Annotated in this window: 13 protein-coding genes; 5 read left to right on the top strand and 8 right to left on the bottom strand. The window is 46.4% G+C overall.

The window, feature by feature from the left end:
• Positions 1-58: 58 nt before the first annotated feature.
• Both coxB and BKB51_RS10375 read right to left on the bottom strand, forming a co-directional pair.
• On the bottom strand, positions 59-1,000 hold the full coding sequence (gene coxB / locus BKB51_RS10380; protein ID WP_245813263.1) for a cytochrome c oxidase subunit II: 942 nt from the start codon (positions 998-1,000) through the stop codon (positions 59-61).
• 225 nt (positions 1,001-1,225) lie between these two features.
• Complete coding sequence (locus BKB51_RS10375) at positions 1,226-2,566, bottom strand: DUF3422 family protein (protein ID WP_085901032.1); 1,341 nt, start codon at positions 2,564-2,566, stop codon at positions 1,226-1,228.
• A 195-nt stretch (positions 2,567-2,761) separates the two neighbouring features.
• On the opposite strand from BKB51_RS10375, the gene tldD reads away from it, so the two are divergent.
• Positions 2,762-4,192 (top strand): metalloprotease TldD, encoded by a 1,431-nt coding sequence (gene tldD / locus BKB51_RS10370; RefSeq protein ID WP_085901031.1) that lies wholly within the window; start codon positions 2,762-2,764, stop codon positions 4,190-4,192.
• A 219-nt stretch (positions 4,193-4,411) separates the two neighbouring features.
• Here the strand turns inward: tldD and BKB51_RS10365 are convergent, their stop codons facing one another.
• Together BKB51_RS10365 and BKB51_RS10360 are read right to left on the bottom strand one after the other, a co-directional pair.
• Entirely contained in the window at positions 4,412-5,776 is a 1,365-nt protein-coding gene (locus BKB51_RS10365; protein WP_085901030.1) for a glutamate--cysteine ligase, read from the bottom strand.
• A 99-nt stretch (positions 5,777-5,875) separates the two neighbouring features.
• On the bottom strand, positions 5,876-6,667 hold the full coding sequence (locus BKB51_RS10360; protein WP_085901029.1) for a 16S rRNA (uracil(1498)-N(3))-methyltransferase: 792 nt from the start codon (positions 6,665-6,667) through the stop codon (positions 5,876-5,878).
• A gap of 95 nt (positions 6,668-6,762) precedes the next feature.
• On the opposite strand from BKB51_RS10360, the gene ubiA reads away from it, so the two are divergent.
• The 3 genes from ubiA to pabB all read left to right on the top strand — a co-directional run bounded on the left by ubiA (position 6,763) and on the right by pabB (position 10,399).
• On the top strand, positions 6,763-7,707 hold the full coding sequence (gene ubiA / locus BKB51_RS10355) for a 4-hydroxybenzoate octaprenyltransferase (protein WP_085901028.1): 945 nt from the start codon (positions 6,763-6,765) through the stop codon (positions 7,705-7,707).
• Positions 7,708-7,719: 12 nt separating this feature from the next.
• On the top strand, positions 7,720-8,394 hold the full coding sequence (locus BKB51_RS10350; protein WP_085901027.1) for a class I SAM-dependent methyltransferase: 675 nt from the start codon (positions 7,720-7,722) through the stop codon (positions 8,392-8,394).
• A gap of 262 nt (positions 8,395-8,656) precedes the next feature.
• On the top strand, positions 8,657-10,399 hold the full coding sequence (gene pabB, locus BKB51_RS10345) for an aminodeoxychorismate synthase component I (RefSeq protein ID WP_158090204.1): 1,743 nt from the start codon (positions 8,657-8,659) through the stop codon (positions 10,397-10,399).
• 73 nt (positions 10,400-10,472) lie between these two features.
• Here pabB and speE read toward each other — a convergent pair whose 3' ends face one another.
• The 4 genes from speE to BKB51_RS21305 form a co-directional block, all read right to left on the bottom strand.
• Complete coding sequence (gene speE, locus BKB51_RS10340; protein ID WP_085901025.1) at positions 10,473-11,321, bottom strand: polyamine aminopropyltransferase; 849 nt, start codon at positions 11,319-11,321, stop codon at positions 10,473-10,475.
• On the bottom strand, positions 11,318-11,869 hold the full coding sequence (speD, locus tag BKB51_RS10335; protein WP_245813262.1) for an adenosylmethionine decarboxylase: 552 nt from the start codon (positions 11,867-11,869) through the stop codon (positions 11,318-11,320). Before speD ends, speE begins: the two co-directional genes overlap by 4 nt.
• Positions 11,870-12,020: 151 nt before the next feature.
• Positions 12,021-12,782, bottom strand: a complete 762-nt coding sequence (locus tag BKB51_RS10330; RefSeq protein ID WP_085901023.1) for a hypothetical protein — start codon at positions 12,780-12,782, stop codon at positions 12,021-12,023.
• A 12-nt stretch (positions 12,783-12,794) separates the two neighbouring features.
• Positions 12,795-13,010: a DUF4170 domain-containing protein gene (locus BKB51_RS21305; protein ID WP_046503793.1), complete on the bottom strand. Its 216-nt coding sequence runs from the start codon at positions 13,008-13,010 to the stop codon at positions 12,795-12,797.
• 293 nt (positions 13,011-13,303) lie between these two features.
• On the opposite strand from BKB51_RS21305, the gene BKB51_RS10320 reads away from it, so the two are divergent.
• Positions 13,304-14,275, top strand: coding sequence for an SPFH domain-containing protein (locus BKB51_RS10320; protein ID WP_085901022.1), 972 nt, complete (start codon positions 13,304-13,306; stop codon positions 14,273-14,275).
• Position 14,276: the final 1 nt, after the last annotated feature.

Here is a 14,276-nt window from a genome sequence, read left to right as displayed (position 1 = left end):
CTTTAAGCGCTTCTCTTGGCGCTATAACCGATTGAACGGCGAAATCTATTGAAGCTTCTCAGTTAAGCTGAGCAACCTGTACGGAACGATCATCTTCAATCGCAGCAAATTCGTCCTTGGCAAAGTCGACCCATTTGTCGAACTCTTCCTTGGAAACAGCTTTGATCATGATCGGCATATAGGAATGGCCTGTACCACAGATCTCAGAGCACTGACCGTAGTATGTACCTTCAGCATTCACTTCGAACCATGTCTCATTAATACGACCAGGCACACCATCGAGCTTTAGCCCCATGGATGGCATTGCGAATGAATGAATAACATCATCTGCGGTCACCAAAAGACGAACTTTGGTATTAACAGGAACCACAATCGCATTATCAGTCGCCAACAAACGTGGCTCACCAGGCTCAAGTTCATCTTCAGCTTTCATATAAGCGTCGAATGTAAAATCACCCTGATCTGGATACTCATAAGACCAATACCATTGTTTCCCGATCGCTTTGATCGTCATCTCGGTATTAGGATTACTGTCCGCCGCATAAAGAATCTTGAACGATGGGATAGCGATAATCACCAAAATGATAACCGGCACAGCCGTCCAGATGATTTCCAGAAGCGTGTTATGACTTGTTTTTGATGGCACAGGGTTACGTTTCTCAGAGAAACGGAACATCACATAAAGCATCAGAACCAAAACAACGACACAAACTGCAACGATGATATAAAGCAATAGTTCGTGGAATTCTTCCAATGCAACAGCTGTCGGAGAAGCGGCATCTTGCAGACCAAGACCCCACTCAATTGGCTGTGAGGCGTGACCAGAGGCAGCCAAACCGCCGAACAGTGCAACAGCACTAATTAGATAGGCAATCCGTTTCAGAAACGTCATGTACTCAACATCCTGTTTTTTTATTTCAACTTTTGTTCCTGAATTGATCAGGATCAAAGCATCTTTCCCGATTCCAGGACTAATATGCAGAATGGATAATTCTGCCATTAGCCGGACTCCAAAGTTATTCTGGCGCAACCTACCCTATTGAAACCCGAGAGGACAAGCCCCAGATACAGAAGAATTGCGCATATTAGGTGCTTTAAGCTACCAAAAGATAAACGTTAAGCAAACAATAGCCTTCTCTGTGAGGCCCGTCCTGGGGTTGCGACCTTATGACGCACAACACTTTTTGTCGCGTAAATCTGCGCTTTTCACATTAAATCCGCAGCTTTAATTCCGACTTTCTTGCTCAACTATTTTACGAACACGACGAACACCAAGCCACAAGGCAGAGACCACAAACGGGATAGATATAGCCGCGACAATAGATGCATTTATATCGACTCCGGTTGTCTTGACGCCCTTTGCCAAATAGTAAATCAAACTAACAACATAGTAGCTGATAGCAGCGACGGAGAGCCCCTCTACAGTCTCTTGCAATCGAAGCTGTAGGCTTGCTCTTTTGTCCATAGATTTTAAAAGTGCAGAGTTCTGTTCTTCCAGTTGAATATCAACCCGCGTCCTCAATAACTGCCCTGCGCGGGCGACCCTTTTTGAAAGAGTATCCAAACGCAATGCCATGGCCTCACAAGTTCGCATTGCCGGTGTCAGTCGTCGATCGAGAAAACTCTCCATCCGCTGGAAACCATCCATATTCCCTTCTTTCAGCTTCAAAATTCGCTGTTTAACCAACTCGTGGTAAGCCTTTGAAGCAGAAAATCGATAGTTAGTTGCCGCCGCAGCCTGCTCAATTTCCGCCGACAGTTCGGTCAACTCACCCAACAGTTCCTTTTCGTTATCCACATCGCGGCGGTCAGTCATGCGCGTTGTAATATCTTTGAGCACACGCCCAGCTTTCGCCAAGCGATCACCATATTGTTGCGCCAAAGGAAGAGAGAGAAGAGCCATCATTCGATAGGTATCAATTTCAAGCAAACGCTGAACGGCACGTCCTATTTGCCGAGGCTTAAGGCCGTAATCCTTGATGAGTATCCTGCCATAACCATCCTCATTAATGCTGAAATCCATCCAGACAGCTGCAAGCCCACCCCGTAGCGTACAGGCAGACAGATTCCCGGTGGGGAAGAAAGCTACCTGTTCTTGCATTGTACGCTCAGGGGCATCATGCCCTTCAAGCTCAAGGTGAACACCAACCAACCTTTGCCCCGGCACGGCATTGAGCCAATCCACGGGAACCAATTCAATTGCCGTCTTCGAGAAAGGTTCGTGATATTTCTGTTTTACCTGTGAAACAGTGGGTGCCGTATCGTATTGCTTTCGATCCGGGTCTTTTCTGTTGCGAAAAAAAGTGTAGGTGGAAAATTCGGTATGACGTTCCCAAACCACGTAAAAGTGGCCAAGGTCTGCCATAAAGTGTTTCGTTCCCGGTGCTGGTGCTGCCACATTAAACCGCTGGCACAATAATCCAACGTGGGCTCTTTCTTCTTCGGCTTTGTTCTCTCCTGATAACATTCCTATGTGTGTGATAGTTTCCGGGCCAGTAAGCTGGGTAAATGGCCTTGCATGTAACTCGTTACAGAGCTCAACCCGCAAGGGATGATCGCGCAACATTTTTGTTCCTTATATCGACCTGATTTCTGTATTTTTACAGAGTTCGTTTTGTCCGCTTTCTTGCTTTGAAGCGTTTTTTGTCTTTTGACGAAATGGAGTGTGGCAAGATTCTCTTTAATTTGGAAGCCAAGATCATTGGCCTTCTCACTTTGAACACCTATATTGTCTTCAAAGGTATATTGAAGGAATCCATTTATGAGCTACATTGCCACAACCGACGATCTTTTTTTCAACCGCACCGATCTGGACCAAAAGCGGTTGGAGAACATTGTCAATAATGCACTAACAGGTGCCGACGATGGCGAGCTCTATCTTGAATACCGCCAATCAGAAGGTATGGTTTTTGATGACGGACGCCTGAAAAACGCCAGCTTTGACACATCTCAAGGATTTGGACTTCGTGCAATCGCTGGCGAGAGTGCAGGTTATGCCCATGCAAGCGATCTGAGTGAAGAAGCCATTAAACGTGCGGTTAATACAGTTCAAGCCGTTCACAGCGGACATTCAGGGACAATGGCAGGCTCTCCACAAGGAACAAATTCAGCGCTCTATACAGAAGACAACCCACTATCCGCCTGTGCTTTTGAAACAAAAATAAAATTGCTTAGCGACATCGACGCCTATGCCCGCGCAAAAGATTCAAGGGTGGTCCAGGTCAGTGCCTCTATTTCTGGCGAATGGCAGGCTGTACAGATTATCCGCGCAGATGCCCACAAAGTCGCAGATATCCGTCCGCTGGTCCGGCTGAATATTTCTGTTACCGTTGCTCAGGGTGATAAAATGGAAAGCGGGTCATATGGCGGTGGTGGTCGCTTTGTCTATGACAGCCTGCTTGATCCAGCTTACTGGCAAAAAGGAACTGACGAAGCTATCCGACGTGCCCTGGTCAATTTGGATGCTGTCCCGGCACCCGCCGGCGAAATGCAGGTTATCCTCGGCCCTGGTTGGCCCGGTATTCTTCTTCATGAAGCTGTTGGTCATGGCCTGGAAGGCGATTTCAACCGTAAGAAAACCTCGACCTTTAGTGATCGTGTAGGTGAACGCGTTGCCTCAAAGGGTGTTACTGTTGTTGATGACGGCACCATCGCAGATCGTAGAGGATCCATTTCGGTTGACGATGAAGGCACACCATCACAATGCACAACCTTGATCGAAGACGGTATTCTTGTTGGTTACATGCAAGATCGCCAGAACGCCCGACTGATGGGAGAAAACTCAACAGGTAATGGCCGCAGGCAAAGTTACGCCCATATTCCCATGCCGCGGATGACAAATACAGTCATGTTAAACGGCGAACACAACCCCAAGGAAATGCTTAAATCTGTGAAGGACGGCATATACGCCGTGAACTTTGGCGGTGGTCAGGTTGATATAACATCCGGCAAATTCGTTTTTGCCTGCACAGAAGCCTATAAAGTGAAAGACGGCATCATTGGTGAAGCAGTTAAGGGTGCCACCTTGATTGGTAATGGCCCCGATGCCATGCAAAAAATCTCGATGGTTGGCAATGACATGGAAATGGATGAGGGCGTTGGAACCTGTGGTAAAAACGGCCAAGGCGTTCCCGTTGGCGTTGGGCAGCCCACCCTATTGATCGATGGCATTACTGTTGGCGGGACAGCTTAAACTAAAAAAAGTTACTCGGTTGCAAATTAACACTTCCTTAATGCAATCTGAAGTAGTATTTTGTGTACAACCTCCTATCGACCCTTGTATCGATATCTTTACGCCCCGGTTTTTACCGGGGTTTTTTTTGAGCATTTTCCAATAAAAAAGCTGATCGTTCTTTATGTGAACGATCAGCTTCTAAAATATAAATCCCACAAGACTTGGGAGTAATTTTACTTAATAAGCATACTCAACAAAGGCAGGATCAACAGATTCATTCCAGCGCTCATGATAGGCTTTAAGCTTTTCTTCAGCAGGCGTCACACCGCTTTCAGCTGTTTCCATCAAGGTGTTCAGGAAGTGTACTTCATCCCGCCCTTGGGCATCTGTACGCCCTCTGTTTTCCAAACCACTTGCAGCGATTTCAACAACTTGCTTGGCAACCTCTTGAAGTTTTTGCCCCCTGATAACAGCAGACAATCCTTTTTCAGGAACTTCGGCTCTCAATAGTTGGCGCTCTTCATCCGTCCAGTCTTTCACAAGATCCCATGCCGCATCCAGCGCAGACTGATCATAAAGCAGGCCAACCCACAAAGCAGGTAGAGCGCACAAGGACTTCCACGGACCGCCATCAGCACCACGCATTTCCAGGAACTTTTTCATCCGAACTTCGGGGAACGCCGTGGTGATATGATCGTCCCAGTCTTTTAATGTCGGCAATTCACCGGGGAGAATTTTCAATTTTCCCTGCATGAAATCACGGAAGGATTCACCGCTGGCATCCAAATATTTACCGTCGCGATAAACAAAATACATCGGCACATCGAGAACATAATCAACATAGCGTTCGAAGCTCATCCCATCTTCAAAAACGAAGGAAAGCATACCACAACGATCAGGGTCAGTATCAGTCCAAAGATGACTACGATAGCTCAAGAACCCGTTGGGTTTACCGTTGCTAAAAGGTGAATTCGCAAAAAGAGCCGTCGCAATAGGCTGTAATGCCAAGCTGGTACGGAACTTGTGAATCATGTCCTGTTCACTGGAAAAGTCCAGATTAACCTGCACAGTACAGCTCAATGTCATCATATCCAGACCAAGATTACCGCGCTTTGGCATATATTCGCGCATGATCTTGTATCGGCCCTTTGGCATCCAGTTGACACCCTCTTGTCCCCATTTGGGGTTAAAGCCCATACCCAGCATATGGATACCGAGAGGCTCGGTGATTTCTTTTACCTGATGCAAATGAGCATGCACTTCACGACAGGTATCATGCACAGTTTCCAAAGGTGCACCAGAAAGTTCCAACTGTCCTCCAGGCTCCAATGTAACTGACGCCCCGCTGTCCGTCAGCGCGATAATATTGTCGCCCTCGTACCCTGGTGTCCAGCCAAACCGATTGGCGAGGCCTTCGAGAATCATCTTGATTGATTTTTCACCGTCATATTTAAGCGATTTAAAACTTTCATCACAAAAAGCGAACTTTTCATGCTCTGTCCCAATACGCCATTGGTCTTTTGGTTTGTTACCACTTTCCAGATAGGAAATCAGTTGAGCTTTATCCGTAATTACGGTTGATGAGGAAGAAGCGTCGGACATGTTTTACATTCCATATATTGGGCCATGAAATCCGGCCATAATTTCGGTCATAAGTTTAAAATCATAAACTCAAGTTATCTGGGCTCAGATAGCTTGGCTTCATGCAACAGTGACCGGTGTTGTACCTTTTGGTGGGCGCATACCCCCATCTCCTAATATCGCCTGCCAGCAAGACAGGGCTGCAACAGCAGCAGTATCAGCCCGTAGAACCCTTGGACCAAGACCTATTGGTGTCACATAAGGAAGACGACGAAGAGCTTCAAGTTCTTCTTTAGCAAAACCGCCTTCCGGACCGATTAAAACTGCCCAAGGGCGTTGACCGGCATCTGGCTCCTTAACCAGTATTTCTGTTAAAGTCTCTGCAATTGGCTTTGCATCGCCAAATTCTGCACAAACAATTAAACGCCTGTCATCAGGCCATTTATCAATAAGCTTGTCCAACGTCACAGCATCATCAACCTCCGTAACCGACAAGCGTTCACATTGTTCAGCAGATTCTTTTGCATGCGCCGCAAGCCGATCGCGATTAATTCGCTTAACATCTGTATAACGGGTAAAGACAGGCAAGATACGGGAACAACCAAGCTCACCTGCCTTTTCAGCGAGAAAATCAATCCTCGAACGTTTGATCGGGGCAAAAACGAGCCAGATATCAGGTTCCGGTGCAGGTTGCCGACGCTGTTCTTGGATCTCTAGCGAACACCATCCTTTACCCAAACCTTCGATCACCCCAAGCCATTCACCGTCTCTTTCATTAAAAAGACCGATTCGGGCGCCCGCGTTAAGTCGTAAGACAGACCGCAAGTAATGCGCGCCAGCGGCATCAAGGCCAACAGTAGCCCCTTGGCTCAAGCTATCTTTAACATGGAGTCTGGTTACGACACGTTCCATCTCTCGAACCTACCTTCACAAAGCAGTACTTCAGGTGTATCACTCATATTTAAACAAGTAGATAACACCCCCTAAAGAGATAATACAACGTCGATATGACCAATAATGCCCGCGACGATGCCAGTGACATCGCGAATGACCATTTAATCATCAGAATATCCCCTGCATGGATACGCCCATATCTGCGTCTGGCAAGGCTGGATCGCCCTATTGGAACTTGGCTGTTACTCTTCCCCTGTTGGTGGTCAATGTTATTGGCAACCAGTGCGCCCGGCTATCAAATTGGCAGCCCTTTCGCTCCTCTCTATTTTCTGATTCTCTTTGCAATTGGGGCCCTCGCCATGAGAGGGGCTGGTTGCACGATCAACGATATGGCAGATAGAGAGTACGATAAAAAAGTAGCCCGAACAGCCACACGCCCCTTGGCAAGCGGCGAAGTATCCATGAAACAGGCGACTGTCTTCCTGGCTCTTCAACTTGCTATTGGTTTGGCAGTCGTCTCACAATTCAACAACTACACTATTATTCTGGCTTCATCTGCCATACTTCTGGTGATCTGTTACCCCTTTATGAAGCGGATCACCTATTGGCCCCAGGCATGGTTGGGCCTTACGTTCAACTGGGGCGCTCTGGTTGGGTGGGCCGCAATACGCGGCGACCTCAGTCTTCCGCCTTTTCTTATCTATATCGGCGGGATTGCCTGGACACTTGGATATGACACGATCTATGCTCATCAGGATAAAGAAGATGATGCCTTGGTTGGGGTAAAATCCACAGCATTAAAGCTGGGCGATAAAACAAAGCATTGGCTGTTTTTCTTTTATGGTATTTGCACTCTTTGCTTTGCCGCCGCAGGATGGATCATGGGCTTACAATGGCCCTTTTGGCTTGGTATCGCGGGCATGATTTTTCATTTTTTCTGGCAAATAACCACTGTTCGCATTGATGACCCGATGGACTGCCTAAACAAATTCAAATCGAACAGGAACATCGGCTGGATCTTTCTTGCCGGGATTTATCTCGCAGCCACGATCAAATAAATTTCGTATTAAATGACGCCGATATCCGACCCTAAAAATTTTATCACCCAAAACACCAGACCAGCGGGCACACCGCTTCTTGGGGATAAGATTGAACTTTATCTTGCCTACCAGGATCTTCCGCTATGGCAACTGGGTGAAGAAGAATTGGATAACCTGCAACTTCCCACACCTTTTTGGGCTTTTGCCTGGGCCGGTGGACAGGCACTTGCACAATACATTCTGGACAATCCAGACATTGTTCGTGGCAAACGCGTACTCGATTTTGCCTGTGGATGCGGCATAGAGGCCATTGCAGCAAAGATGTCCGGAGCAAAAAACGTCCTTGCAGCTGATATAGATCCCTTTGCCATCGCCGCTACGGAACTGAATGCTGAGCTCAATAAAATAACACTCGCAACAACGACAGAAAATCTGGTGGGAAAAGACAACCTGGGTTGGGATGTCATTCTGGCTGGTGACGTTTGTTATGAAGGACCGATGGCCAAAGAAATCACATCCTGGCTATGGCAACTTTCCACCGCAAGCACAATCGTTCTTATGGGAGATCCGGGCAGAACCTATCTGCCTAAATCGGGTTTAAAGAAATTAATAGCCTATGGTGTACAAACCTCATCTGCCCTGGAAGATACTGATGTTAGAAATGCCTGTGTTTGGGAATTCCATCAGAATAAACAGGCATCATAAAATACGTTAAACTTTTCCTTACTACGGTTTCGCATCATAATAAGACGCAATCTGACTGCTGATGAATTCAGATTAGGATTACATCTTGTTTTTTTGACGATAACTTCTGACAAGTACGCTTAAAACTGGACCTTGATGTACGAGCGCGTTAAAGCTCTCTTGCTAAATTGAACCAACTGTTGGCCCGATGAACGAGTACCTACAAAAACAAAAAAAACCATTTGTACTGCTGGATGACACTCTCTCTGGCAAAGGGTCAATCTTGTTCATTAATCCCGGCAAGATCATTAGCTGCACGACCCCAGAAGAACTGGATGCGGCCTTCTCTTTGATGGACAGGGAAAGACAAGCCGGGAGACATCTGGCTGGCTTCTTATCTTATGAACTCGGCTATCTTCTTGAAGATAAACTGGCAAATTTACTACCGTGCGATACAAACAGTAATGTTCCTCTGCTATGGTTTGGATCCTTTGAGAAAGCCATCACGCTTAGTCCCGCCGAAGCTCATAAATTCCTCGCGAAACAGCGTTCAGGTGATTACAGCCTTACAAACTTGAAACCTTCGATGGATGAGCAAAGCTATTGCACGGCCATTCACAAAGTTCAGGATTATATTGCTGCCGGTGACACTTATCAGGTCAACTACACTTTCAAGCACCATTTTGATATATCCGGTGATTCGATAGCCTTGTTTCAGGAACTAAGGCAGCGGCAAAATGTAAGTAATGGCGCCTATATTGAAACAGGGCATCACACCATTCTCTCGCTCTCGCCTGAAATATTTCTATCAACGCAAGGGCCCAAGGCCCGAACACGACCAATGAAGGGGACTGTGCAGCGTGGTAAGACCCCGAAAGAAGACACCGATAATAAGGTCTGGCTAACAAAGGACGAAAAATCACGCGCAGAAAACTTGATGATTGTTGATCTTTTGAGAAACGACATGGGACGCGTATGTGAAGTTGGCTCCATAGAGGTCACAGAGCTATTTACGGTAGAAACTTATCGATCTCTCCATCAAATGACGTCGAATATAATCGGGAAACTTCGACCAGAGATAAGCCCCGCTGATCTGATCAGGCAGCTATTCCCCTGTGGCTCAATTACGGGTGCACCTAAAGTACGCACGATGGAAATTATTTCCGAATTGGAAGAACAGCCTCGCGGTGTTTACACAGGAAGCATAGGGCACATTGCCCCCAATGGAGACACCAGATTTAATGTCGCCATTCGTACCCTGATGATGGACAAAATGGGTAAAGGTGAAATGGGTATTGGCAGTGGCATTGTGTACGATTCCAGTCCTGAAGCTGAATACCAAGAATGCCTTCTCAAAGGACAGTTCCTGTCAGGCAATCTGGCGGGATACGCAAAACCCCTTTTTGATCTGATAGAAACACTACGCTGGGAAGAAGAAACGGGGTATTTCCTTCTCGAAGAACATCTTGAACGTCTTGAAAATTCGGCGGGTTTCTTCGCTTATCCTTTTCAGAAAGAAAATGTATGTTTGGCTTTGAAAAGCCTAGAACTCAAAGGGACACAGCGTGTCAGACTTTTACTGCATAAAGATGGCTCGACAACAGTCACAGCCACACCAATGGAGCAACCCGATCCTCAAAAGCCTATAGGCTATGTCGTTTCAAAAAAGACTGTCGATAGCAGTGATATATTCTTTTACCATAAAACAACCCGTCGAGAGTTTTACGAAGACGAGCTTGTCAGGCAAAATCAGCTAACAGGTTGCACAGAAGTCTTATTCACCAACGAACATGGTGAGATTACAGAAGGCGCACGCACCAATGTCTTTATCGAAATTGATGGCAAGCTGTTCACACCGCCTATTTCCAGTGGCGTATTAAACGGTACATTCAGAACGCACCTGCTCAAAACAGGTTACAAAGACATCGCAGAAAAAGTTCTAACACTTGATGATCTTGAAGCAGCAGATACCGTTTTCTTTGGAAATTCGGTTCGCAATCTAATGCCCGCTCAGCGCATTTCGTAGAGAATAGAAAAGGGAGCATGAAAGCTCCCTTCGTATATAAACCGAACGCCTTGAAACAGGCTAATCCGTTAGATTATGCAACCAGTTTCTGAACATATCCAGGAAGAGCAAAGGCAGCTCGATGGATCTCAGGCGTATAGTACTTCGTCTCAATAGCAGCCGTTTTATACCGTGCTTCTAGTTGATCCAGAGAAATATCCTTCAAACCCTTTTGATCAGTCCCCCAACCAAAAGCCATAGGACCACCAACATAGGTTGGCACTGTGGCCAGATAGCATGTCGCCTCGGCAAAGATTGGCTTAAAGAACGTCAATGTGGATTTCAGCTCATCAGCCTGTAAAAAAGGAACCCCGTTTTGAGTGACGAGGATACCGCCCTCTTCAAGGCATGATTTGCAATCTGTGTAGAAGTTGTCGGTAAAAAGAACTTCACCAGGACCAATCGGGTCTGTCGAATCAACGATGATAAGATCGTATTGTTCCGAACATTCCTTCATAAAGAGGCAACCATCTTTGATCACAAGATCCAATCGCGGATCTTCAAACGCATTACCACAAATCATCGGAAGGTGCTTTTTGCTAAGCTCGATAACAGTTCGGTCAAGCTCGACCATCGTTACCTTCTCAACAGTTTGATGTTTTAGCACCTCTTCCAGCATGCCTCCGTCACCACCACCCACGATCAAAACCTTCTTAACGGCTCCGTGGGCGAAGATTGGAAGGTGGGCAAGCATTTCATGATATATGAATTCATCCCGTTCCGTAATTTGGGTCACACCATCCAAGGCCATAACCCGGCCATAGATCTCGTTCTCATAAATAACGAGATTCTGATGTTCTGTTTTATTATCGAAAAGAACTTTTTTAACACGAAAACTCGAATGAATGTCTGCGTGCAGTTCTTCTGTCACCCAGTCCTTCATTCTACATCCTCGATTTCGTTTACCGCGATTTCTTTTCCGCGCCGAATTTCATCGACCAGAACTTCATCAGGCCCAAAAGCTTCTCTCAGAACATCAATTGAATTATGAGGCTCTGAATCACCACACATGAACACATCCAATGCCGCATAGCCCTTTTCAGGCCAGGTATGGATGGAAATATGTGATTCAGCCAAAACCGCGACACCAGAAACGCCGCCGTTAGGGGTAAAGTGATGTAAATGTATGTGCAGAAGTGTCGCTTTGGACCTTTCTACACATTCGATAAGGGTATTTTCGACAAACTTTAAATCATCTAACCGGCTAGCCCCTTTGAGATCAATAATCAAATGGGTACCGGCAAACCTCTCGCCATCACGCTCAATGAAGAAATCCTTTTGCTCTTCATCCAAGCCAACGACATTCGAAGCTTCGACATTTTTAGTTTCAATACCAGTCCGACAAGCGGATCCGTTTTCTTCCGTTTGGGTGGTGCTTGAACCTTGATTCAAGTCCATCCCCAATTGGAAGAGGGCGTGTGCAGTAGACACTTAGCGTCCTCCCCAACCAGTAGATGACTTTGGCTCAATCGCGATCTAATGCCGAATGCAAAAAACCCCTGTAAAGCCACGATGTTGCGCGGTCTTAAAGAACCTAGTTTTCAAATGCAAGGAAAAAACTCACTTGCAATGAATGCGTGTATTAACCGGATATACTATAGGAAGGATGGAAAACATCCAATGATTGTTTTCTGACAGCTTCCACAACTCGCTTTCGATATTGTGATGATTCGATAGATTTCAAGATCGCTGTATCCAGATCTGCCTCATGCTCGTGCCCTTGGTGAACCAGCCTGAGAACTTCTTCCTGCCCAAGAGATTGATAGGAACGATTCTTTGCGGGTAACGCTTCTAAGGCAAGCGGCTCCCCCTGAAAGTTCAGGGCTCCAAACGAGCTTCGATAAACAGCAAGGTTATCAGGATCAGTCGGCAAATCAAAACCTTCTAACGATTCCCATTGGCACTGAACATGTCCATAAGAATAGTTACCGCCCGGCAGCTCGGTATCGTGCATACGGTCTAACTGTTCCCCCGTTAACCAAGACAGGAAAACCTGGACACTGGTTCCCGGACAGGACACCAACTCGGCTGCAACCGACCCGTAGCGTGCGACATGTGCGGAATAAACCACATCATGGTCATGCAGCCAAATTGCCGTTAGGGGAATCGGATCTTGCCCGGAAGAATGCCCGACAAACTTTCTGGCCAGCTGTTCTGGCGCACGATTAGAACCATGCGCAATAACAGCCTTTCGATCAGAAAGGGCAATACCGTATTCAGCAACTTTGGAAAAGTCCTCGCTTCGTCCATCTATAAATAGATACGACGTTTCAGGGGCAATAAAGGGATATCCTTTTGCCAAGCGAAGCCTATCACTCTGGTCACGCGGAAGTTCCCAGGGCATAAGATACGTTATCTAGTCAGTACAGGGCGGCGGAGCGTCTTTATCGACTCTCTCGATCCGGAAACGCGTTGTGCACTCATCGACCGTCAGCCACGCTCTGCGCGACCACTCTTTTTTTGCGGATTCATAATCTGCAAACGGGCCGATCCACTCTTCGTCCCCCCCAACGGCTTCGCAGAAAGAAGTATCTGCATATTCGCCGCCTACCACAAAAAACTGTTGTGCCATCACTGTTACTCTATACTAATCGCCGAAATTGTCTCGGTACATACGCACTTCTGGGTACTATAGGCCCCTTAACAAAAGAGTAATAGAAAAAAATTCAGAAAATTCTATAAAAAAACAAATGATCTCATCGTAATAGAAGATCAAAGGCGAAAATCCCTAGGAAATATGGGGGTAATGCTATGGGGTAGATACAGTTTCCATCCAGTTTTTTTTAAGAATTTTAATTTTGCGTAGCTTGGGTATACTCGTCGCACAGGTTGCATAAATTAAAAAAATTCATTCAAGGGGTTAACATGCTTTCGGCTTTTTCCATTTTTGCCATCGCGGTCGTCGTGCTCGCGGTCATACTTGTTCTTATGGGGGTAAAGTCCGTACCCCAAGGAACCGAATATACAATTGAACGATTTGGTAGATATACAAAAACCCTTAGCCCGGGATTGAACTTAATCGTTCCCATCGTTGATCGTGTGGGCGCTGAACTTAACATGATGGAAACAGTCATGGATGTTCCATCTCAGGAAGTGATCACCAAAGATAACGCCTCGGTTCAGGTTGATGGCGTTGTTTTCTATCAAATCCTTGACGCTGCCATGGCCGCCTACGAAGTTAGAAACTTGGAACGTGCTATTTTGAACTTAACCATGACAAACATCCGTACTGTCATGGGTTCCATGGACTTGGATTCACTATTATCCCAACGCGATAAAATCAACGCAGAACTGATTACCGTGGTGGATGAAGCAACAGCGCCCTGGGGAGTCAAAGTCACACGTATTGATATCAAGGATATCACCCCACCGGCTGACTTGGTTGAATCCATGGCGCGACAGATGAAGGCCGAACGTGACAAACGTGCGAACATTCTCGAAGCAGAAGGTGTCCGTCAGGCGCAAATCCTTCGCGCAGAAGGTCTTAAACAATCTGCGATCCTAGAAGCTGAAGGACGTAAAGAATCTGCCTTCCGTGATGCTGAAGCCCGTGAGCGTGAAGCAGAAGCCGAAGCAAAAGCTGCTGAATCCGTATCCAAAGCTATCTCCGAAGGTGACATTCAGGCCATCAATTACTTTGTTGCCCAAAAATATGTCGAAGCATTTGGCAAATTCGCAGATTCACCAAACCAGAAAACCATGATCCTGCCAATGGAAGCCACTGGCATTCTTGGATCTATCGCAGGCGTTGCTGAATTGGCCAAAACCGCTCTTGGGGATGATAGTACAACATCATCCAAATCGCCTTGGGCAACTGATAATAAAGACGGAGCTTAAA

The sequence above is a fragment of the Kiloniella majae genome (assembly GCF_002118315.1).
In the GTDB taxonomy this organism is placed as follows: Bacteria; Pseudomonadota; Alphaproteobacteria; order Kiloniellales; family Kiloniellaceae; genus Kiloniella; species Kiloniella majae.
Note: the sequence above shows the minus strand (reverse complement) of the source record. Positions and strands in the feature narration are given on the sequence as shown.

Coding starts and splice junctions, on each gene's coding strand:
- ubiA (WP_085901028.1), top strand. CDS start 6,763: ATGACCAATAATGCCCGCGACGATGCCAGTGACATCGCGAATGACCAT.
- BKB51_RS10365 (WP_085901030.1), bottom strand. CDS start 5,776: ATGTCCGACGCTTCTTCCTCATCAACCGTAATTACGGATAAAGCTCAA.
- BKB51_RS10350 (WP_085901027.1), top strand. CDS start 7,720: ATGACGCCGATATCCGACCCTAAAAATTTTATCACCCAAAACACCAGA.
- speE (WP_085901025.1), bottom strand. CDS start 11,321: ATGAAGGACTGGGTGACAGAAGAACTGCACGCAGACATTCATTCGAGT.
- BKB51_RS10360 (WP_085901029.1), bottom strand. CDS start 6,667: ATGGAACGTGTCGTAACCAGACTCCATGTTAAAGATAGCTTGAGCCAA.
- BKB51_RS10320 (WP_085901022.1), top strand. CDS start 13,304: ATGCTTTCGGCTTTTTCCATTTTTGCCATCGCGGTCGTCGTGCTCGCG.
- BKB51_RS10330 (WP_085901023.1), bottom strand. CDS start 12,782: ATGCCCTGGGAACTTCCGCGTGACCAGAGTGATAGGCTTCGCTTGGCA.
- coxB (WP_245813263.1), bottom strand. CDS start 1,000: ATGGCAGAATTATCCATTCTGCATATTAGTCCTGGAATCGGGAAAGAT.
- BKB51_RS21305 (WP_046503793.1), bottom strand. CDS start 13,010: ATGGCACAACAGTTTTTTGTGGTAGGCGGCGAATATGCAGATACTTCT.
- tldD (WP_085901031.1), top strand. CDS start 2,762: ATGAGCTACATTGCCACAACCGACGATCTTTTTTTCAACCGCACCGAT.
- BKB51_RS10375 (WP_085901032.1), bottom strand. CDS start 2,566: ATGTTGCGCGATCATCCCTTGCGGGTTGAGCTCTGTAACGAGTTACAT.